Source organism: Actinoplanes derwentensis, assembly GCF_900104725.1.
Lineage (GTDB): Bacteria > Actinomycetota > Actinomycetes > Mycobacteriales > Micromonosporaceae > Actinoplanes > Actinoplanes derwentensis.
This window is the reverse complement of record NZ_LT629758.1, coordinates 1,983,747-2,003,085: the sequence shown is the minus strand read 5'-3', so window position 1 is coordinate 2,003,085 and position 19,339 is coordinate 1,983,747. Positions and strand designations below refer to the sequence as shown.

The following is a 19,339-nucleotide window of genomic DNA, read 5'->3' as shown; positions in this document are numbered from 1 at the left end:
CGATGATGACGTTGGCCGGATCCCGGCCGGGCGACGGCCGCTCCGGCGGGAGCAGTTCGAACTGGGCCATCCGTTCAGGTCGGCCAGCGACAGATGATCGCGGCGGGACAGATCGGAATCGGACGGTGCGGCGGCCAGCCAGCGTGACGGCGCGGTCCGCACCCGCCGGGCACGTTACGACTGGCCGTCTGGATTGGTGAACTCCCAGAACGCTCGTAGTGCCGCGATCTTGCCGGTGCCGTCGCCGCGGTACGTGAACACGCCTCGCACCCGCATGGTGTCGCCGCCCGGGAACGTGAGGTGGATGGTGCCGACGTCGGCGACCTCGTCACCGCACAGGTAGGACCGTTCGATCTCGAACCGCATCCGGTCGACCTGCCCGATCACGCTGTCGTAGAAGGCGGCGATGGCCTCGGTCCCGTGATGCCCGCGCCCGTCCGGGCAGAGCGGCGACGGCCCGACCGGATCCTCCACCACGGCGTCGCCGGCGAACAGGCCGAGCCAGCCGGCCCGATCCTTTACGGACGCCGCCGCTTGCGACCGGCGCGCCAATTCCCGGGCACTCACCACCACTGCCGTCATCCGAACCCTCCAAGACTAGAACATGTTCTAGAATTTAGCAGAGCCAGAACCCTTCACCTGGGTACGACATGACACTCCCGTCCGCCCCGCGTACCCGTACGAAATCGCCGTCGACCTGGATCGTCTCCCCCGCCCGCAGGAACACCGGCCGGGCCAACTCGACCGCCCGGTCCCCGGCCTCGACCCGCCCGGCGAGCGTCAGCCGGCCGACCGGCACCTCGTCGCTCGTCACGGGTCCCAGGCTATCGACACGAGTCCCATCGCGACGGTGGGTGGTGTTCGCGCATTCGCTGTATCCGCTGCTCGGAGGGCCCACAGAATCGGTACGGGCTGGCGTTCACCCACCCACATCGATGAGGAGGCCTTGATGAGACTCGCGACCAGGAACCTGTTGCGCCGCGGTGGTGCCGGTCTGCTGGCCGTCGCGACCGTCGGCGCCGGAGCCCTGCCCGCGCAGGCCCGGCTCGCGACGACCAGCACGGTGTGTGCCGTCGCACCGGACGGTGGTTCGGTGAGCCGCTACCAAGGGCGGGGCGTGTCGTGGACCCGGATCGGCGGGCCGGCGCGGAACATCTACGGCGGCGGGGCCGGCTTCTTCGCGACGAATCCGAACTCCGGGAACATCTACGGCTACCGTGACGGCCGGTGGTCGCGGGTCGGCGGTCCGGGGCGGCAGTTCGTGGTGTCCGGGCAAGCGCTCTACGGGCTCGCGCCGGACAGCAGTTCCGTCAACCGCTGGAGTGGTCAGGGCGACACCTGGACCAGGGTCGGCGGGCCGGCCCGGACGCTGTACGCCGGTGGCTACGGCTTCTTCGTCACCAGGCCCACCTCCGGTGACATCCTCCGGTACCGCAGCAGTCAGTGGACCCGGGTCGGTGGACCGGGGCGGGAGTTCGTCGTCTCCGGGCAGGCGCTCTACGGGCTCGCGCCGGACGGCAGCTCCGTGAACCGTTACAGCGGACAGGGCGAGACCTGGAACCGGATCGGCGGGCCGGCCCGCAAGTTGTACGCCGGCGGGTACGGGCTCTTCGCCATCAGCCCCGCCTCCGGCGACATCGTCCGCTACCGCGACGGCCGGTGGTACCGGATCGGCGGCCCGGGTTACACCTTCTCCGTCGGGGACACCGCCCTCTACGCTCTCTCCCCCAACCGGGACATGGTCATGAAATACAGCGGCACGGGCGACCGCTGGTATCGGATCGGCGGCCCGGCCAGGTCGATCGCCCCCTGCTGAGAGAGTCCCGCCATACGGAGGACGCTGACGGAGTGCGCTGAGAGAGCACGCCGACGGAGTGCTCGGCGTGATCCGGCTGACACCTCGACGGTTCGGCGTCGCCGGCGGCCTGGAATGTCGCACCCGCGGAGCATGATGGCCGGGTGACCACTTCCGCTGGGGAACTCCTCGCCACCGTGGTGGCCCGCGCGGTCGCCGACTTCGCCGGTCACAACGCCTATGTGCGCGGCGGCAGCGCGGTGCACGCCGTGGCCACCGTCCGCTGGCTGGGCGAGCTGGAGGTGCCGGCACCCCTGTGCCACGTCGGCGTCAGCGGCGGCGAGCTGGCCGCCCTGCGCCCGACGACGGCTTCGGTGACGTGCCGCCGCTGCCTGCGCCGCCGCGGCGCCGACGAGACCACCGGCCTGGCCCCGACCGAGCAGCTGACCCTCTTCCCAGCGGCCCGCGCACCGTCGGCGGCTTCCTGACTTAGACGGCTGCTTGCTGATTCAGACGGCTACTTCCTGGCTCAGTCGGCGCCGATGGCGGTGAGGTGGGCGTCGAAGGCGGCGACCATGTCGAAACCGGGGTCCAGCAGCCACTGGGTCTGCAGGCCGTCCATCACCGCGATCAGACCGGCGGCGATCTGGTCGGCCGGTGGGCCGGAGGGCAGGACGCCCTCCTCGCGGGCGGTCTCGACGGCGGTGGTGGTCTCCTGGGTGACTGTCGCGTACCGCTCGCGGAAGAACTCGTGCGCCGGATGGTCGGGGGCCGTCGCCTCGGCGGCGAGGGTGCTGAACAGGCGGATCATGTCGGGGTCGGCGGCGTTGCGGCGGACCAGGTCCCGCAGCTCGGCGATGAATCCGGCCGGCGAGGTCCGCAACATCAGGCTGCCGCCCATGTCGCGCTCCGCCAGCAGGGCGGTCAGCAGCGCTTCCTTGGAGCCGAAGTGGTGAATGATGTTGGCGGCGCTGACTCCGGCACGCACCGCGACGTCGCGCAGCACTCCCCCACGGAACCCGTGTTCGGCGAAGACCGCGCGGGCGGCGTCGAGGATGGCCCGTTGCGCTTCCCGCCCGGAATGATACGGACCCCGCGGGCCCCGTTTACGGGTTTGCGTCACCTCTCGACCATATACAGTGGACAGTCCGGAGCCCCGGCGGCCCCTACGCGCCGATCCAGCGATAGCGACGCTCAGGGCGGCCCGGCACCGAGTAACGCAGCGTGACGTCAGCGCGGGCGGTGGTGTGCAGGTGTTCCAGGTAGCGGCGGGCGCTGACCCGGGAGATACCGATCTGGTCAGCACATTCGGCGGCCGACAGTGTCCCGGCCGCGGTGCTCAGGGCGGTGCGGACCAGCTGGTCGGTCTCGCTGCTCAGGCCTTTCGGCAGGGCGTTGCCGGCCCGGGGCGCGCAGGTCAGGGCGCGATCGATGTCGGCCTGGTCGTGCACCGAGGTGGCGTACAGGCCGGTGCGCTGGGTGGCGTACTGCTCCAGCCGGGTGCGCAGGTCGTCGAAGCCGAACGGTTTGAGCAGGTAGTTGACGACTCCGCTGCGGACGGCGCCACGGATCGCGTCGGCTTCCTTCGCCGCCGAGATGACCAGGACGTCGCAGTCGTGGCCGTCGGCGCGTAACCGGGCGGCCACGTCCAGGCCGAACATGTCCGGCAGGTACAGGTCGAGCAGCACCAGGTCCGGCGCGTGCCGTCGGACCTGGTCCAGGCAGGAGGCTCCGGAGTGGGCCACGCCGACGACGCCGAACCCGGGGATCCGGTCCACGAAACTGCGATGGATGCGGGCCACCCGGAAGTCGTCGTCGACGACCAGGACACCGATCATGACGTTCCCCCTACGGTGAGACGGGCGGTGAACATCGCGCCGGTGACGGCCACCTCGCCACCGTGCCGGGTGCAGATCAGCCGGGTCAGGGCCAGTCCGATGCCACGTTCGCCCTGTTCAGCGACTTTGGTGGTGAACCCGTGGGAGAACACTTCCCGGGCCAGGGACTCCGCGACCCCGGGGCCGGAGTCGCGAACCACGATCTCCACGGTCGACGTGTCCTGCCGCAGTTCGACCTCGACCCAGGCGTCGTCGCCGGAGCAGCAGGCGTCGATGGCGTTGTCGACCAGATTGCCGACGACCGTGGCGACATCCGCGGCGTCGGCCGGTTCCAGACGGTCCAGCGAGGTGCGCTCGGAGATCTTCAGCCGTACGCGGCGCTCGGCGGCCTGCGCCGACTTCGCCATCAGCAGCGCGGCCACGGCGGTGTCGTGGACCCGGCTGGTCAGGGTCAGGTCCAGGGACTCCCGGTGCCGGGCGAGCGCGTCGACGTACTGGACGACCTCGTCGTGCTCGCCGATCTGGATCAACCCGGAGATGGTGTGCAGCTGGTTGGCGAACTCGTGGGCCTGGGCCCGCAACAGTTCGGTGGTGCTGCGGAACGAGCCCATCTCCCGTTCCAGCTGCGCCAGCTCGGTGCGGTCACGCAGCGTGGTGACCGAGCCGAGGCCGGTGACGCTCATCCGGTTCATCACGAGGACCCGCCCGGCGCGGACGACCACTTGATCACGGCCACGGGAGGAGGAGGCATCGCCGCCGGACAGGACCTCGGCGAGCCGGCCGTCGACGTCCAACTCGCCGAGCGACCGGCCGACGCAGTCCTCGGGCAGGTCGAGCAAGGCCCGGCCGGGGGCGTTGACCAGGGTGATCCGATGGTGCGGGTCGAGCGCGATGACACCTTCGGCGATCCCGTACAACATCGCTTCCCGGTGTTCGGCGAGGCCGGCGATCTCGCGCGGTTCCAGGCCCAGGGTCTGGCGCTTGATCCGCCGGGCCAGCAGCCACGATCCGGTCAGGCCGACGAGACTGGCCAGACCGAGATAGATCCCGATGTTGTACGAGGCGTCGAGCGCCCGTTGCCACAGGGTCGGCGACACCTCGCCGATGACGACCACGCCCAGTTGGCGGCCGAGGTTGTCGTGCTGATCGCCGAGCACCGGCACCTGGGCGACCAGTTCGAGGGTCCCGTTCAGGCGTAACTCGCCGGACCAGCTGCGGCCGTGAGCCACCGACTGGTCGCCGAGCGGCAGCCTCTCCCGTACCAGAGTGGGGTCGGTCGAATCGACGACGATGCCGCGGGTGTCGGCGACGGTGACCGAGCTGACGCCGGACTGGGTCTGGGTGGCCTGCACGAGGGCGGGCAGGGCGGCGCCGGGTGCGGGTTGTTCCAGCTGGGCGCGGATCAGCGGGTTGTCGGCGAGTTGTTCGGCGAGGGCGGCGACCCGGCGGCCCTCGACCCGGTTGAACGTGGCGGCGGATTGGGCGAGGGACAGCGCGGCCACCGCCACCAGCACGATCACGATGATCGCGAGTTGGAGAACCAGTAGTTGTCCGGCGAGTGTCGGCCTCTTCAGGTTCGCGACCACAAATTACTCAACCTTCGCTGATTACAGAACGCAGACATGCCGTCGCGCGAGGGCCACCATCATCGCGCCGGACCGTCCCGAAACGAAAGAGAAACAGCGATGAAAACATCGACGAAGGCGATCTTGGCCGGGCTGATGACGTTGACAGTCACCGCGTGCGGCGCGACCGCGGGCAAGACCGAGGCGGGTGGTCCGGTCGCCGATCTGCGGCTGATGGTGCCGAACACCCCGGGCGGCGGGTACGACACGACGGCCCGCACCATCGCCAAGGTGATGGAGGACAACCAGATCGCCTCGGGTGTCGAAGTGTTCAACCTGTCCGGGGCCGGTGGTGTGGTCGGGTTGCAGCGCACCGTCAACGAGAAGGGCAACGGCAAGCTGGCGATGCAGATGGGCCTCGGTGTGGTCGGGGCGTCCTACACCCAGAAGTCGCCGGCGAAACTGACCCAGACCACGCCACTGGCGAAGGTCATCGAGGAACCCGGGGCCATCGTCGTACCCAAGGAATCGCCCTATAAGACCATCAACGACCTGGTCGCGGCGTGGAAGGCCGACCCCGGCAAGATCGCCGTAGGCGGCGGATCCTCGCCCGGCGGGCCGGACCACCTGCTGCCCATGCGGTTGGCGAAAACCGTCGGGATCGACCCCAAGACCGTCAATTTCGTGTCGTACGACGGGGGCGGCGAACTGTTGCCCGCAGTCCTCGGCGGCAAGATCGCGTTCGGCGCCAGTGGTGTCGGCGAGTTCCTGGACCAGGTCGAAGCCGGGCAGGTACGGGTCCTCGCGGTCACCAGCGAGCAGCGCCTGGACGCGGTGAAGGACGTGCCGACGCTGAAGGAATCCGGCATCGACATGGTCTTCACGAACTGGCGGGGCATCGTCGCCCCGCCGGAGATCTCCGCCGCCGACAAGCAGCAGTGGATCGACGTGCTGACCCGGATGCACGCCACCGACGCGTGGAAGGCGGAGGTCACCAAGCACGGCTGGACCGACGCGTTCGTCACCGGCGACCAGTTCGCGACGTTCCTGACCGAGCAGGACAAGGCGGTCGCCGACGTCCTGAAAGACCTGGGTCTGGCGTGACCAAGGACCGGGCCCAGTACGGGGTCTGCGCCTTTCTCGCCGCGATCGGGGTGCTGGTCCTGGTCGACGCCACCACGATCGGGCATGCCACCAGCAGCAACGACCCGATCGGGCCGCGGCCGGTACCGATCCTGATCGGCGCGCTGCTGCTGGTCGTCGCGGTGGTGTACGCGATCGACGTGTCCCGCGGCGGCACCGGCAAAGAGGAGGACGGCGAGGACGTCGACCTGACATCGAGGATCGACTGGCGGACCGTGGTGCTGCTGATCGTGGCGTTCGGGCTGAACGCGGTGCTGATCGAACCGCTCGGCTGGGTGATCAGCGGGTCACTGCTGTTCTGGGGTTCGGCGTACGCCCTCGGATCCCGAAAGCACCTGCTCACGCCGGTGATCGCGGTCTCGCTGGCCCTGGTCACCTTCTACGGTTTCGCGATCGGCCTCGGCGTCAACCTGCCCGCCGGTGTCCTGCAGGGGATCCTCTGATGACCGAACTGACCAACCTGCTCGACGGTTTCGCCAACGTGGTGACGCCACAGAACCTGCTGATCGCCCTGATCGGCGTCACCATCGGCACCGCGGTCGGGGTGCTGCCCGGCATCGGCCCGGCGATGACGGTGGCGCTGCTGCTGCCGCTCACCTACGGCATGGAACCGACGCAGGCGTTCATCATGTTCGCCGGCATCTTCTACGGCGGCATGTACGGCGGATCCACCACGTCCATCCTGCTCAACACCCCCGGCGAGTCGTCGTCGGTGGTGACCGCCATCGAGGGCAACAAGATGGCCAAAGCCGGGCGGGCCGCGCAAGCTCTGGCGACGGCGGCGATCGGCTCGTTCGTGGCGGGCACCATCGGCACTCTGCTGCTGGTGTTCGTGACCCCGCCGATGGTGTCGTTCGCGATCAGTCTCGGCGCCCCCGACTATCTGGCGATCATGCTGCTCGGGTTCATCGCGGTCAGCGCGGTGCTCGGCGTGTCCCGGATCCGCGGGTTCGCGTCCCTGCTGATCGGCCTGACCGTCGGGCTGGTCGGCATCGACCGGGTGACCGGCCAGCAGCGGCTCACCTTCGACCTGCCGCAACTGGCCGACGGCATCGACGTGATCGTGGTCGCGGTCGGCATCTTCGCCGTCGGCGAAACCCTGTGGGTGGCCGCTCACCTGCTCAAACGCCCCGTCGAAGTGATCCCGGTCGGTCAGCCGTGGCTGGGCCGCGACGACTGGCGGCGTTCGTGGAAACCGTGGCTGCGGGGCACCGCACTCGGCTTCCCGTTCGGCGTGATGCCCGCCGGGGGCGCCGAGATCCCCACCTACCTGTCGTACGCGCTGGAAAAGCGCCTCACCAAGCACCCGGAACAGTTCGGCAAGGGTGCGATCGAGGGCGTGGCCGGGCCGGAAGCCGCCAACAACGCGTCCGCCGCCGGAACCCTGGTACCGATGCTGGCACTCGGGCTGCCGACCAACGCCACCGCCGCGGTCATGCTCGCCGCCTTCCAGGGCTACGGCATCCAGCCCGGCCCGTTGCTGCTGCAACGCGAGTCGACACTGGTGTGGACGCTGATCGCCAGCCTGTTCGTCGGCAACCTGCTGCTGCTGGTACTGAACCTGCCACTGGCCCCGGTGTGGGCGCGACTGCTGCGGGTGCCGCGCCCGTACCTGTACGCCGGGATCCTGTTCTTCGCCTCGATGGGCGCGTACGCCGTCAACGCCCAGCCCTTCGACCTGCTGCTGTTGCTGTTGCTGGGGCTGCTCGGGTTCGGGATGCGGCGCTTCGGACTGCCGGTCCTCCCGCTGATCGTCGGGGTGATCCTCGGCCCGATGGCCGAACGACAGGGCCGGATGGCGCTGCAACTGTCCGGCGGCGACCTGTCCGGCCTGCTCGGCGGCCCGATCTCGTACCTGATCTACGGCATCATCCTGCTGATCCTGTGCTGGCCGCTGCTGCGTCTGCTTGTCAGGCGCAAGGCCACACCCGCACCGGAACCCGTGGAAACGCCGCCGTCAGAAAACGCTCGGTGATCCGGTCGCCGGGCAGGCAGTCCGGCCACTCGGCGAGGATCTCCGGCAGACTGCGATGACCGAGGGCCAGCTGTAGCAGCGCGCCGGGCGGGATCATGGCGTCCTGTTCGGCGCGGCCACGATGGGTGGTGACGTGGGTGAGGAGGCCGTCGGTGAAGTGCAGGCGTGCGGCCCGGCCGTACGTCCCGACCGTCATGGACGGCCCCGGCCACCGCAGATCCGCCGCCTGCCAACGCGCCTGAAGCACGGGTTTCAGGCGAGCGAGCAGGTCGGCGGGGTCGCCGGTGCGGACATACCAGCCGCGGGTACGACGGGGCACACCCGCCGGGCCGGACAGGCTCAGCGGGTGCTCCGGGCCGAGCAGCAGCCGGAGCTCGGTCTGGTCCGGCCCGGCGGCCTGCCGCAGGTATGCGTAGACGGCGTCGTCCGGCCGCACCGTCGCCGCGACCACGATGGCCGTCTGTGGAGTGTGCACGAGGTAGCCGCCGTCCTCGTGTACGGCAACGACCCGGCGGGCGATGTCGTCCGGACGGCGGCCGGCGATCTCGTAACGCCAGGCGGCCGCGTCCCGGGGACAGCTCAGCACCCCGGTCCCGGCCAGTTCCCGGTCGACGGCGGCAAGCGCGTCCGCGTCGTCCACGGTCGCCGGACGCAGACCGCCGACCGTCGGCCCGTCCGGCAGGGCGTTGACCGGGATCGTCGGGGCGCCGTCGTTGGCCAGGGCGTACTCGTAGCCGAACCGGCGGTAGAAGTACGGGATGCCCTCGATGACCTGCAGCGGCACACCGTCGTCGGCCAGTCTGCGGTGCAACACTTCGAAGAGCCGGTCGGTCAGCCGGTTACCGCGATGCTCCGGCACCGTGCCGACCAGCTCGATCATCGCCACCGGCAGGCGCACCCCGGCGAGACTCCACTCCTGCCGCAGTTCGACGAGGCTGGCCACCACACGGCCGTCCTGCTCGGCCACCAGGAAGTCCTCCGGGCGCACCGACGGATGCCCGGCCATCAGGTCCTCGACCCAGGACGCGATCTGTGGATGCGGCTTCCCACCGGTACGGTCCTGCAGCTGCACCGAGGCCTGCAACTCGGCGATCGCGGTGACGTCCGTGGCCCGGCCAGGGCGAATGCGGTAGCGACCGTCCATGCTTTACCTCCACCGTGGTTCAGGTTGCAGAATCTAAAGCATGACAAACGTCGATGAGGTGTACGAGCGGCTCCGTGGAACCGGGCCGGAACGCGACGGATGGCTGTCCAATCACGCGCCGATGGCCGCCGAGGCGCTGATCCGGCACGGACACGAGCGGATCGTGCACCGGTGGCTCGACGACTACGCCGACCGCCTCGAAACCCGGCCACGCGGCATCAGCCCGGTCCTGGCCGACGACTGGGAATCACCACTCGGCGACCCCACTCGTACCGGCGACTGGCTGAACTTCTTCGACCGGGAACTCGCGCTGGCACCGTGGCGGGAGGTGCTGGTCTCCTGGTGGCCGCGGCTGCTGCCCGGTATCGCCGCGGGCGCGACGCACGGGGTGATCCGAGTCGGACACGCGGTGCGGTCCCTGATCGACGGTCCGACACCCGCCCGAATCGGCGAACTGGGGCAGGGCCTGGCGTACTGGGCGGCACGATGGCAGCCGCTCGCCCCACCAGGCGCCGGCCCCTACCCGGCGACCGATCCACGGTCGGCGCTGGACGCGGTGCCGCGCGTGCCCGACCAGCGGTCCGGCGCCCGGGAGCGGCTGGCGCAACTGGCCGCCACCCCCGGCTGGGCCGGCGCTTCCGGTGCGGTCCCCGGCGATCCCGCCGACGACGTGCCCACCAGGCTGGCAGCGATCGTCGAGGCGGCGACACTGCGACACGGCACCCACGGGTACGCCGCCCCGGTCATGCTGGTCCACGCGGCCACCGCCCCCAGCGCCGTCGCCCGCGTCCTGCCCGTCCTGCCGGACGCCCTGTGGAAACCCAGCCTGGCAGCGGCCTGGTCGGCGACGGCCGCGATCACCGCCGCCTACTCCCCCGGCACCGCACGCCCGGTGCCCGCCCGTCCCCCGGAACTCGTGATGGCCCTGGCCGCCGAAGACGGCGACGAACACGCGATCAAATTCGCCGACACAGCCCTGGACGTGTACGCCCGGACCGGCTCCGCACGGGTGCTCGACTCGGCCCGGCACTCGATTCATCTGCTCGGCGCCTGAACATGCCGATATCCACGGGGTCGCCGCGGGGGTCTCTTTCATAGACGCACGATCTTGCGGTGTGTCGCTCACGGACGGCAGGGAATCATTCTCATACGTTTCCTGCGTGCCCGGTTTTGTATATTCCGCACCGTATGAGCCGAGTCCGGGGTGGACCGGTTGGCTGCTGGTCCGCCACGACGAGTCCGGGATGCGGAGGGTGGACGAGGTCAGCGATTGGTTGATCGTCTCCGAAGTCTCGACCTCGGCCCCGAACACGATCAAGTCCCAGGCGCAGGCCCTGGCCCAGTGGTGGCGATGGTGCCTCGGGATCGGGGCGGACCCGCTGACGGTGGACGCGGTGACGTTCGCCCGGTTCGTGGCCGCACTGCAGACGGTGCCGAAGGACTTGCCCTTGACGAGCAAGGTGGTGGCTCTGCCGGGTGACCCGCGGTTGCGGCGACCGAGCACGGTCAGCCAGCGGGTGGTCCATATCAAGGGTTTCTACCGGTGGGCGATGCACAACGGGCGGGTTTCGGCCGTGGCCGGCCGGGCGGTGACCGGGTTCAAGACCCCCGCCGCCCCGCAGACGATGAGGGCCCGGCGACTGCGACCGGAGCAGGTGACGGCGTTGCTGACGGTGAACCTGTCGCCGCGGGACCGGTGGATGGTGGAGCTGCTGTACGGAGCCGGGCTGCGTGAGGGGGAAGCCCTTGGGCTGCGGGTCGAGGACTGGTGCATCGGCCCGGAGGTCGCTGCGGTGTTCGGCTGCCGCGTGTATGGCGGGCCGCATCTGCACGTGCGCCGGCGCCGCAACAGCAATGGCGCGTGGGCCAAGTCGCCCTGTGAGCGGGTCGTGCCGATCGCGCCCAGGGTGCTGCAGGCCTATCGGGACTGGCAGGCGTGGGCGTTCGATCACGCCCCGGAGAGCATGGAGTCTCCCTACCTGACGATCTCCCTGGCCGGGCCTACCCGGGGCAGGGCCTGGTCGATCAGCGGGTTCACCAGCATGTGGCAGACCAAGGTGAGGACGATCCCCGGGCTCGAAGAGGTGACTCCGCACCTGCTGCGGCACGAGTGGGCCTCCGAGCTCCTGGACGCCGGGGCGCCGGCGTTCACCGTCCAGGAACTGCTCGGACACCGGTCCCCGACCAGCACCCAGATCTACACCCACGCCCGGATGGACACCCTCACCGCCGCCGTCGCCCAACTGGCGACCTGGCGCCAGCGACTTCTCGGGATCGCCGGATGACTACCCTGGCCTCCAGCTCTACCTCTGGATCAAGACCCTCGCTGCGGCCGGTTCCGACCTCCACCTTGCCCGTGCAGGCTCTGCCGCTGGCTGCTGCACTTGGTCTGAACGGTGACGACGTGCCGTTGTGGGCGCGGCGGCTGCTCACCTTGCCGTTGCAACAGTGGGCCCTTGACCGATGGGATCCCGGCAGCGGCGTGTTCGAGTACGAGCCCGGAGACCACCTCAACATGGGCAGCACGTATTCGAAAGGTCGCACGGTGAGAACCCGAGACCTGGCGCCAGGTATGGCGCTGGAGGTCCTGGCGTCCCTGGCCGCAGATGCCGCTGGCGGGACGAAGATGAGGCCTTCCTCGGCGCGGTCAGTGGTGCGGGCGATACAGGACCAGGCGGGGTGTTTCCTGCTCGAGCTGGACGACACTCGCATCGCGCATGTCGTGGGGATCGTGGTGCGCCGTTGGCGGGCGCGCCTGACGATCATGAATGCCGATCCGGAGAGCGAGTGGGACCGGGACGAAATCAGGCTTGCGGTCGTCAAGCCCGGTGCGCCGAACTTGGTTCTGCGCGTCGGTGACATCACCCAGCCGTGGCTTCGGGACCTGTTAGTCAACCTGTTGCGGGTTCGCATCCATCACCTCGCCGTCCGCTCGGCGGCATCGTGGGTGCTTTCGGTGGGACGGTTGTCGCGGTTCTTGGCCACCCGCACCGATGCGGGTAGCGCCCCACGGCTGCTGTCCACTGCGGCGATGGACCGCTTCGTGGCCGCGCTGCGGGCGGACCGCGACGTCACCTCGGTGATGCATGAGGGCACGGTGGCGGGGGTGGGGGCTGTCTTGTCGCAGGCCCGGGCGCTGGGGCTCGTCGACCGTCATGGTCTTCCTGCCGGGTTCACCGTTCACCACGGGCACTATCCCGACAAGAAGCAGATGGTCCGGGAAGACCGTGCATTCCCCGACGCCACGTTCCGGTTCCTCCTCGGCGCAGATGACCTGCTCGGGCCACGAGTGCTGGAGCTGGCCCGCAGCATCCCGGGCGGGACATTCCGCGGGGAGGTGTTCGTCACCGCACTGCATCTGGCCGCCAGCTTCGGCCGCCGGCCCGAGGAGCTGTGCTCCCTGCTCGCTCACCGAGTGCGGGTCGCCGACGCCGGGGCCGGCGAACTGCTCTACACCAACTTCAAGTCCGGCCGGGACCAGGTGTGGCTGCCGGTCGATGCCCGCACCGCTGCCTTCGTCCAGGACTGGATCCCACGGCTGCGTGGCCGATACCCCGACACACCCTTCGCCGCCCTGGCCCTGCTGCCAGCGCCCCACGCCAACCCTGCCGGCGTTCGCCCCATGAGGAGTGTCATCCTCGCGGCCTGGTTCCGTCTGTGGGTGACGCTGCTCGAGCAGGCGATCGTGCTCGCCCACCTCCACCAGGCCACCGCAGGCCTGCCACTCGAGGCCTTGTGCGAGTTGCCCTGCCGAGCCCTGGCCGGACAGACCCTGCACGTCGCCGACGAGGAGCACGTTCTCCCGGCCCCGACAGCCCAGATACTGATCGACTACCTTGCCGACGCGACCGCCCGGGCGGCAGGCAGCAAGTACGCCCCGGCGGACCTCAGCGATCTGCCCATGTTCCCGGACCCCTTCACGCCACCCCGCCCCAACCCGTTGAGAGGGCGTCGGCCGATGGAGTTCGTTTCCGTATCCGCGGCCCGGTTCAAGCCACTGGGAGAAGGCTGGCTCCCGCTCGCGGCCGGCTACCCCAGCGGCGGCATCCCCGGGGTCAACCTCGGCGCCACGCGGATCAACCCCGACCAGTTGCAGGTCCGCCTGTTCCGGCACACCTATCTGCAGCACCTGGTCAACCTCGGCACCGACATCTTCCTGGTCCAAGAACTCGCCGACCACGGCAACGTGCAGACCACGATCAACTCCTATGTGCGGGTCCAGGACGAGAAGCTGCGGGAGGCAGTCGATCTGCTGGCCACGCACCGGCTGAACACCTACGGCCGCCCCGCCACGAACGGCGTTGCCCTGGCCAGTGCACCGGCGCGGGACATGACCACGAACGACTGCACCAACCCGCAGGTGTTGGCCCTGGGCCGCGAAGGGTGCCAGTACGACCGGATGTGCTTCGGCTGCGACCACTTCGCCGCCGACCCCAGCTACATCCCGGACATCAAGACCGAGATCCACACCTGCACCATGACCCTGGCCCGACTTGAGATCGAGGAAGAGACCGCCCTCAAACCCCACCACGTCGCCGTCCTCGCAGCCCGCCGGGACGGATGGCGGCGCATGCTGAGCGTTCTCACCGGCCACCTGGATGCCCTGGACCCGGCAGAACGGGAACGCGTGGAGACCGCCGCCGACATCGTGCGGGACTTCCGCTCCCGCATCCGTTCCGGCGGCCTCAACCTCGCCGGCACCACCACTCTCCCCACGACGGCCCGGCCATGACCCCCGACACGACCGACGCGCAACCCACCACCACGACGGCCCAGCTCTACCCACAGGCCGCAGCCAGCGGGCGGGACCCGTCCCGGGCGATCGAGACCAAGAAAGCCCAAGCCACTGCGAACCGAGACAGAATCACCACCGCGATCGTGGCCCTGCAAAGGCAGGACCAGCCGGTCAACGTGCAGTCCGTAGCCCGGGCCGCCGGCGTCCACCCGGCCACCCTGCGCCGCAACCCGGACCTGCTGGCAGAAGTCCAACGGCTACGGGACGCCTCCTGGCAGCAGCCGCCCGCCCGGCACGCCGACCCGGAAGCGACCGCGTCCTCCAAGGCGCTCAAAGCCCGACTGCTTGCCTCCCAACAGGAAGGCGTCGAGCTGCGCCGCCAGCTGACCCAGCTGCGCCGCGACGCCCACCAGGCCCTCGGTACCGCATCCACCCACCCCGACCACGGCATGGTGGAGGAACTGCAACGGGAGGCCGCCGAGTTGCGGGTGCAGCTGATGGACGAACGGGACACCACCCGTGGCCTGCAGGAAACCGGCCGTGACCTCGCCGACGAACTCACCGCCACCCGAGAAATCGCCCGCGGCTACCTACGCGACCTCGACCAGGCCAGGGCCGACCTGCGTGCCACTCGCCAGGAACTGATGAAGCTGCGGACCCAAATCGCCACCGATTGTCGGCGTATGTCTTGAACTGCATAGTCGGGGCGCGAGGGCCCACGGCGTACGAGAAGCAGCTGGTGGTGGTGGAACGACGCGGTCGGCCTGGTCAAGCCGCTCGACCCGGATCAGCGCTGAGCGGGGCGGCGCGCCCCCTCTTCCGTGTCACGGCGCTGCGAGAAGATGCGGCCCATGACCGCCGACACGTCCCCGCCGGACATCAAGGCCCACCTGCCCGAGGCCGACGCCATCGTCGACGCGCTGCCGTGGAAGCTCGGCGACACCGATGCCGAGCGCCGTCGTGCCCGCGGCCGCGTCGCTTCCCTTGCCCACCAGGTCGCCGGGCTTCTCGCCGTAGGCTGGCAGGTCGAAGAGATCCGGACGGCGCTGGCCGACTCCCCGACCGCCGCCGACGCCCCGGATCCGGCGGCTCAGGAGAAGCGGTGGCGTTCGGCGCTCAAGCAGGCCCGGCACGTCAAGCGAGAAGCGGAGCGGCCGCCGTGGCGGCCGTCTGACTGACCTGCCCTGTCCTGTTCCGCTTCCTCAAAAGTGGAACGACGATCGCGTGCCCGGCGTGCCCTACTCAACATCCGGATCTGCTTGATATGCAGGTAATGCCGAGTTGAGGATGCTTGCCGAAATGATCTGGGCACCGCGCACTGACGTTTCGTCCTCACGTGGCCGAGGGCAATAGCGCCGATCCGGTGACATCGTGATGGCCTATGGTGATCCAACGCAACCAGCCGCATAGGCGAGAGGCAACCGGATGGTGTCGCGACGCGTCTACGTCGGCTTGGCAGTGCTCGGAGCGGTCGTTCCTTATGCGGCATTTGCCGTTTTCATCAGTCGGCATGGCCTGGATCTGGTTCGGCTGTCGCAACAGGCGTTCGGCTCGCCGGGTGCCGCCTTCTTTGCTCTTGATGTGGTCGTCTGCGGTGTCACGGTGCTGGTCGGCGCGATGCGTGACTCTCGCCTGATCGGCACCAAGTGGGCCGTAGCAATCGCGACCCTACTTGTAGGACCCAGCTGTGGCCTGCCGTTGTGGCTGGCGCTCCGACAGGTCGGCGAGATTGACGAACGCTGATATTAGGAGGCGCGGGCGGCATCCTCATTTGCCGCGATCCGCTCGCTACATGGCGTCACGGCCGCCGAGGGCCGGCCGGCGCCCGCTCGTGCCGATGTGCGGACGGGAAGTCAGTTCTTGTAGATCCGCCGATGCCACCATGGCAAGGGCTCACCATTCCAGCTTGTTCTGGGGCTGGAGTCGGGAAGAGTGCGGCGTCGAAGATCCCCGTCGAGGCAGCTCAGTAGGCGGCGCATCTCAGCGCGTGCCGATAACGGTAGAAGGCGGGTCACGGCCTCCAACGCGTCTCGCACGAGCGCTAGGTCGTCGTACTGGCAGCCGGGACAGGAAGGACAGAGTGAGGCTTCAAGGCGAAGCTTCCGTCCCGGTTGGCGCAGGAATTTTCGATATTCCAGGAGGAAGTGAGCAGTACGTCCGGGCCGAATGTGTTCATTGAACGGGTCAGGGTCGTAGCACTCCCCGCCTCCCCCTACGTACCAACCGAAGGAGGCACCATGTTCGACCGCTCGGACGGCGGCGGTTGTAGCAAGCGACAGTTGGTCGATAGGGCCACCGCCTTCGCAGGTCCACTGGCGGACGGTACGACCGATGGCTTGTTGCGCGGCGCGGATCGCGCCAGGCCGCTTACGCGGCATGGCCCTTTCGGTTGATCATCATGGTCCCGATGCTCGCATCGCGGCGCCGGCCACGCAACGTGTCAGCCTCGACTGCTCGTGACGTAGCGATGGTCGCCGCCCGCTTCTGCCGCGATCCGGGCACCATCTCACGTTCATCGATTAATTACCGTGAGCGGCGGAGGTAGGTCGCCGGCCCCGCCGCCGTCGCGGCGTACAGAGCGCTTCGTGTCCACGGGGCCTCCGCACATTTGGCGTGCGGAACCGGAACCGGAACCCGTACGCCGACGCCCACGCCGACGCCGACGCCGACGCCGATTGCAACATGTCGCACACGTTCTCGCCTGCACAAATAGCTACTGATCACGGATAAGCAGCGCGACGCCCGGATGGACCAGCACGCGGCAACCCCGCGTCTCAAGCACCCGGCCGAGGCCGCAAGAACCTCGACCGCCACCCCAAGTCCGGCGGAAAGTGTTGGCGTCCGTCGGCAGGAAGCCGTTACCGTGCCGCCATGGTGGACGCGCACGGGCGATACGTGGCCTCCGGATCGTTGCGGATCTGGACCGAGCGGGTCGGGGATCCGGGACTCCCTGCTGTTCTGATGGTCATGGGCTCGGCCGCTCAGGGAGTCAGTTGCCCCGATGCGTTGATCGACCGGCTTGTGGAGCGTGGTGTTCAGGTGATCCGGTTCGATCATCGAGACACCGGCCGGTCGAGCATCGTCGACTTCGACGTTCACCCGTACACGATCGGGGACATGGCTCGCGACTGCCTGGCTGTGCTGGACGGCTACGGGCTGGATTCCGCTCATGTGGCCGGGGCGTCGCTGGGCGGCATGATCTCGCAGTGGCTGGGCGTGCACGCGCCGGAACGGGTGCGGTCGTTGACGGTGATGTCCAGCTCGCTCATGGGTCACGATCCGAGTCGGGTTTGGGCGCGAGCGCGAGCCGGGGAGCCGGCCGACCCGGATGATCTGCCGCCGCCGACGTCGTCGTATCTCGCGCATCTGGCTGCTGAGCTGCCGCCGGGTGTGGAGTCCGACGTGGCCTTGTTCCGGGTCTTCAACGGGCCGGTCCGGCCGTTCGACGAGCCGGCCGCCCGGGCGATGCTCGAGCTGGCGCTGTCGCGGGCCACCGCCCCGGCCGCTGCGGCCAACCATCACCGGGCCGTGTGGATGCCCGACCCTGGTCTGCTTACTCCGCTGTCGTCGATCACCGCGCCGACCGCGATCGTGCACGGCGACCAGGATCCGTTCTATCCACTCGGCCACGGAGAGGCCCTGGCCGCCGCGATCCCGGGCGCGGTCCTGCACGTCGTACCAGGGATGGGCCATGTCTTGACGTCACCCGGCCTGCCCGAGGAGATCGCCGACCTGATCCAGCTGTGACCTGGGCTGCCGGGCGGTGGCCCGGCGCTACGGAGATCTCCGGATTCTCGGCGCTGAACCGGTGCCGCCGTAGGCGCTGGCGACCAGTCGCTAGTCGGCGGAGCGAGGTGCCGCTCTCGCAGCACACGACGGAAGACCTCCGAGTCGTACGCGAAGGAGCCTTTTCGTGCCGATTTGAATGCATCCCACCAGTGGAATTGCAGGTGCACCGCAGACTCGCTGTTGAGATCATGCCGCGATGGAATACCAGTACATTCGGTCGGCGGCCGAGAACAAGCTCGGACTCCTCAGGGTGCACGAAGCGCGCTCCACCGCTACAACAGAGCAGCGCCTCCGAGAACTGGCGGCCGACCCGATTCGGCCGGTAAGGGTGTGGACCGCCCGGAACCCGAACACCCCTCCGGACGCCGTCGCAACCCTCCTGCAGGATGCGGACTGCAGCGTACGAAATGAGGCCTTGTATCACCTGCGAACTCCCGCGGTGGCACTGGAACTTCTGGCCCGCCAGGAAGCAGAAGAAGCGGAAGCAGCCCGACTCCCGAATACGGCCGCCAAGAAACGTCACGTAGTCGCTCACCATCCGAACACGCCGCCACAACTGCGTGACGAACTGATCGCGGCAGGTGTCTGCCCAGGGCGCCGCTGCGGTATGGCGGCCGAGTTCCGCCATCGGTGTGGGGACGGCCGCCTGTACGCCGAGCAGGGGAAGCCAACCTCGGCACCGGGCCCGTCCCCACACACGGGCAGCCCTCCAGCCATGGGCGATGCCACCGATATCGAGGCGGGTGCGCGGTCGGCGGGCGAAGCAGAATGGTTGTCGGTATTGCGTGCCCTGGACGAGCCGGGCCGATTGGGCTCGGCCGGCGGTTTGGAGTTCCCGGGCGACTTCGATCGTGCGGCGACGCAGACTCGATTCGATCAGTTGGTCGACGGATTGAGCGAGGCCTTTGGCTGCCCGCTGCTCGGAGGGCAAGGCCCACAGGAGGACGCCGCTCGTTTTGGCATCATCCGGATCCCGGCCCAAGTCACCCGCACTCACGACCGGCGAAGCGGGGCCTGCTTCCCGCTGGCGGTGATCCTGAGCAATTTCGGCGGCCTGACCACGTGCCTGCCGTACCGGGTCGGGCCCGCACCTGATGCCGGCCCAACCCCGCCGGTACATCAGGAAGATTACCGCCGCGTCGAGCAGGTGTCGGCTGAGCTGCAGCTCCGGCTCGTTCCCGAGCGCATCCTCGGTTTGCCGTACGAAGGCCCGAACTATTGGGTATCCGGGTCTGAGGAGGCGACTTGGTTCTGGCGGTTCTTCGACTACCTATGAATCACTTTGCCGACTTCCGTCGCTGGCCCGCGCGATCGACCGGGCCAGCGAACAGCGTGACGACGGCCCGAATCTGCGC

General features: G+C 69.1%; 19 protein-coding genes. 13 read left to right on the top strand and 6 right to left on the bottom strand.

What is annotated here, in order from left to right:
- Nucleotides 1–174 precede the first annotated feature (174 nt).
- Together BLU81_RS09155 and BLU81_RS09150 are read right to left on the bottom strand one after the other, a co-directional pair.
- Nucleotides 175–582, bottom strand: a complete 408-nt coding sequence (locus BLU81_RS09155; RefSeq protein WP_092543400.1) for a nuclear transport factor 2 family protein — start codon at nt 580–582, stop codon at nt 175–177.
- A gap of 34 nt (nt 583–616) precedes the next feature.
- Nucleotides 617–814 (bottom strand): hypothetical protein, encoded by a 198-nt coding sequence (locus BLU81_RS09150; protein WP_092543398.1) that lies wholly within the window; start codon nt 812–814, stop codon nt 617–619.
- 135 nt (nt 815–949) lie between these two features.
- Here BLU81_RS09150 and BLU81_RS09145 point away from each other — a divergent pair, with 135 nt between their 5' ends.
- Nucleotides 950–1,816: a hypothetical protein gene (locus tag BLU81_RS09145; RefSeq protein WP_092543396.1), complete on the top strand. Its 867-nt coding sequence runs from the start codon at nt 950–952 to the stop codon at nt 1,814–1,816.
- A gap of 143 nt (nt 1,817–1,959) precedes the next feature.
- The gene (locus BLU81_RS09140; RefSeq protein WP_092543394.1) at nt 1,960–2,283 is read left to right on the top strand and encodes a hypothetical protein; all 324 of its coding nucleotides are present in this window, start codon (nt 1,960–1,962) and stop codon (nt 2,281–2,283) included.
- Between the two features lie 41 nt (nt 2,284–2,324).
- Here BLU81_RS09140 and BLU81_RS51475 read toward each other — a convergent pair whose 3' ends face one another.
- From BLU81_RS51475 to BLU81_RS09125, 3 genes are read right to left on the bottom strand one after another with little or no spacing between them, the layout of a single operon-like run.
- Entirely contained in the window at nt 2,325–2,918 is a 594-nt protein-coding gene (locus BLU81_RS51475; RefSeq protein WP_172890513.1) for a TetR/AcrR family transcriptional regulator, read from the bottom strand.
- Nucleotides 2,919–2,961: 43 nt separating this feature from the next.
- A complete protein-coding gene (locus tag BLU81_RS09130) occupies nt 2,962–3,633 on the bottom strand; it encodes a response regulator (RefSeq protein ID WP_092543390.1) in 672 nt (223 codons plus the stop codon).
- Entirely contained in the window at nt 3,630–5,219 is a 1,590-nt protein-coding gene (locus BLU81_RS09125) for a sensor histidine kinase (protein ID WP_092543388.1), read from the bottom strand. The genes BLU81_RS09130 and BLU81_RS09125 overlap by 4 nt, the downstream gene beginning before the upstream one ends.
- Nucleotides 5,220–5,318: 99 nt before the next feature.
- Here BLU81_RS09125 and BLU81_RS09120 point away from each other — a divergent pair, with 99 nt between their 5' ends.
- From BLU81_RS09120 to BLU81_RS09110, 3 genes are read left to right on the top strand one after another with little or no spacing between them, the layout of a single operon-like run.
- Nucleotides 5,319–6,302 carry a Bug family tripartite tricarboxylate transporter substrate binding protein gene (locus BLU81_RS09120; RefSeq protein WP_092543386.1) on the top strand — a complete coding sequence of 328 codons (984 nt, stop codon included), beginning with the start codon at nt 5,319–5,321 and terminating at the stop codon, nt 6,300–6,302.
- Nucleotides 6,299–6,784 (top strand): tripartite tricarboxylate transporter TctB family protein, encoded by a 486-nt coding sequence (locus tag BLU81_RS09115; RefSeq protein ID WP_231954320.1) that lies wholly within the window; start codon nt 6,299–6,301, stop codon nt 6,782–6,784. Before BLU81_RS09120 ends, BLU81_RS09115 begins: the two co-directional genes overlap by 4 nt.
- The gene (locus tag BLU81_RS09110; protein WP_092543384.1) at nt 6,784–8,316 is read left to right on the top strand and encodes a tripartite tricarboxylate transporter permease; all 1,533 of its coding nucleotides are present in this window, start codon (nt 6,784–6,786) and stop codon (nt 8,314–8,316) included. The genes BLU81_RS09115 and BLU81_RS09110 overlap by 1 nt, the downstream gene beginning before the upstream one ends.
- On the opposite strand, the gene BLU81_RS09105 is transcribed toward BLU81_RS09110, so the two are convergent.
- The gene (locus BLU81_RS09105; protein ID WP_092543382.1) at nt 8,252–9,460 is read right to left on the bottom strand and encodes a GNAT family N-acetyltransferase; all 1,209 of its coding nucleotides are present in this window, start codon (nt 9,458–9,460) and stop codon (nt 8,252–8,254) included. The genes BLU81_RS09110 and BLU81_RS09105 overlap by 65 nt on opposite strands.
- A gap of 40 nt (nt 9,461–9,500) precedes the next feature.
- Between BLU81_RS09105 and BLU81_RS09100 the strand changes: the two genes are divergently transcribed.
- From BLU81_RS09100 to BLU81_RS47780, 8 genes are all read left to right on the top strand, one after another.
- Complete coding sequence (locus BLU81_RS09100) at nt 9,501–10,514, top strand: questin oxidase family protein (protein ID WP_092543380.1); 1,014 nt, start codon at nt 9,501–9,503, stop codon at nt 10,512–10,514.
- Nucleotides 10,515–10,704: 190 nt separating this feature from the next.
- The gene (locus tag BLU81_RS09095) at nt 10,705–11,745 is read left to right on the top strand and encodes a tyrosine-type recombinase/integrase (protein ID WP_092543378.1); all 1,041 of its coding nucleotides are present in this window, start codon (nt 10,705–10,707) and stop codon (nt 11,743–11,745) included.
- Nucleotides 11,746–12,005: 260 nt separating this feature from the next.
- Complete coding sequence (locus tag BLU81_RS09090; protein WP_157751425.1) at nt 12,006–14,192, top strand: site-specific integrase; 2,187 nt, start codon at nt 12,006–12,008, stop codon at nt 14,190–14,192.
- Nucleotides 14,189–14,887: a hypothetical protein gene (locus BLU81_RS09085; protein WP_092543374.1), complete on the top strand. Its 699-nt coding sequence runs from the start codon at nt 14,189–14,191 to the stop codon at nt 14,885–14,887. The genes BLU81_RS09090 and BLU81_RS09085 overlap by 4 nt, the downstream gene beginning before the upstream one ends.
- Nucleotides 14,888–15,046: 159 nt before the next feature.
- Complete coding sequence (locus BLU81_RS09080) at nt 15,047–15,373, top strand: hypothetical protein (protein ID WP_092543372.1); 327 nt, start codon at nt 15,047–15,049, stop codon at nt 15,371–15,373.
- 247 nt (nt 15,374–15,620) lie between these two features.
- Nucleotides 15,621–15,938 carry a DUF2834 domain-containing protein gene (locus BLU81_RS09075; RefSeq protein WP_092543370.1) on the top strand — a complete coding sequence of 106 codons (318 nt, stop codon included), beginning with the start codon at nt 15,621–15,623 and terminating at the stop codon, nt 15,936–15,938.
- 1,128 nt (nt 15,939–17,066) lie between these two features.
- On the top strand, nt 17,067–17,942 hold the full coding sequence (locus BLU81_RS09070) for an alpha/beta fold hydrolase (RefSeq protein ID WP_092543368.1): 876 nt from the start codon (nt 17,067–17,069) through the stop codon (nt 17,940–17,942).
- A 238-nt stretch (nt 17,943–18,180) separates the two neighbouring features.
- A complete protein-coding gene (locus tag BLU81_RS47780) occupies nt 18,181–19,260 on the top strand; it encodes a hypothetical protein (protein ID WP_157751424.1) in 1,080 nt (359 codons plus the stop codon).
- Nucleotides 19,261–19,339: the final 79 nt, after the last annotated feature.

Coding starts and splice junctions, on each gene's coding strand:
- BLU81_RS09155 (WP_092543400.1), bottom strand. CDS start 582: ATGACGGCAGTGGTGGTGAGTGCCCGGGAATTGGCGCGCCGGTCGCAA.
- BLU81_RS09145 (WP_092543396.1), top strand. CDS start 950: ATGAGACTCGCGACCAGGAACCTGTTGCGCCGCGGTGGTGCCGGTCTG.
- BLU81_RS09130 (WP_092543390.1), bottom strand. CDS start 3,633: ATGATCGGTGTCCTGGTCGTCGACGACGACTTCCGGGTGGCCCGCATC.
- BLU81_RS09120 (WP_092543386.1), top strand. CDS start 5,319: ATGAAAACATCGACGAAGGCGATCTTGGCCGGGCTGATGACGTTGACA.
- BLU81_RS09110 (WP_092543384.1), top strand. CDS start 6,784: ATGACCGAACTGACCAACCTGCTCGACGGTTTCGCCAACGTGGTGACG.
- BLU81_RS09105 (WP_092543382.1), bottom strand. CDS start 9,460: ATGGACGGTCGCTACCGCATTCGCCCTGGCCGGGCCACGGACGTCACC.
- BLU81_RS09100 (WP_092543380.1), top strand. CDS start 9,501: ATGACAAACGTCGATGAGGTGTACGAGCGGCTCCGTGGAACCGGGCCG.
- BLU81_RS09095 (WP_092543378.1), top strand. CDS start 10,705: ATGCGGAGGGTGGACGAGGTCAGCGATTGGTTGATCGTCTCCGAAGTC.
- BLU81_RS09085 (WP_092543374.1), top strand. CDS start 14,189: ATGACCCCCGACACGACCGACGCGCAACCCACCACCACGACGGCCCAG.
- BLU81_RS09080 (WP_092543372.1), top strand. CDS start 15,047: ATGACCGCCGACACGTCCCCGCCGGACATCAAGGCCCACCTGCCCGAG.
- BLU81_RS09075 (WP_092543370.1), top strand. CDS start 15,621: ATGGTGTCGCGACGCGTCTACGTCGGCTTGGCAGTGCTCGGAGCGGTC.
- BLU81_RS09070 (WP_092543368.1), top strand. CDS start 17,067: ATGGTGGACGCGCACGGGCGATACGTGGCCTCCGGATCGTTGCGGATC.
- BLU81_RS47780 (WP_157751424.1), top strand. CDS start 18,181: ATGGAATACCAGTACATTCGGTCGGCGGCCGAGAACAAGCTCGGACTC.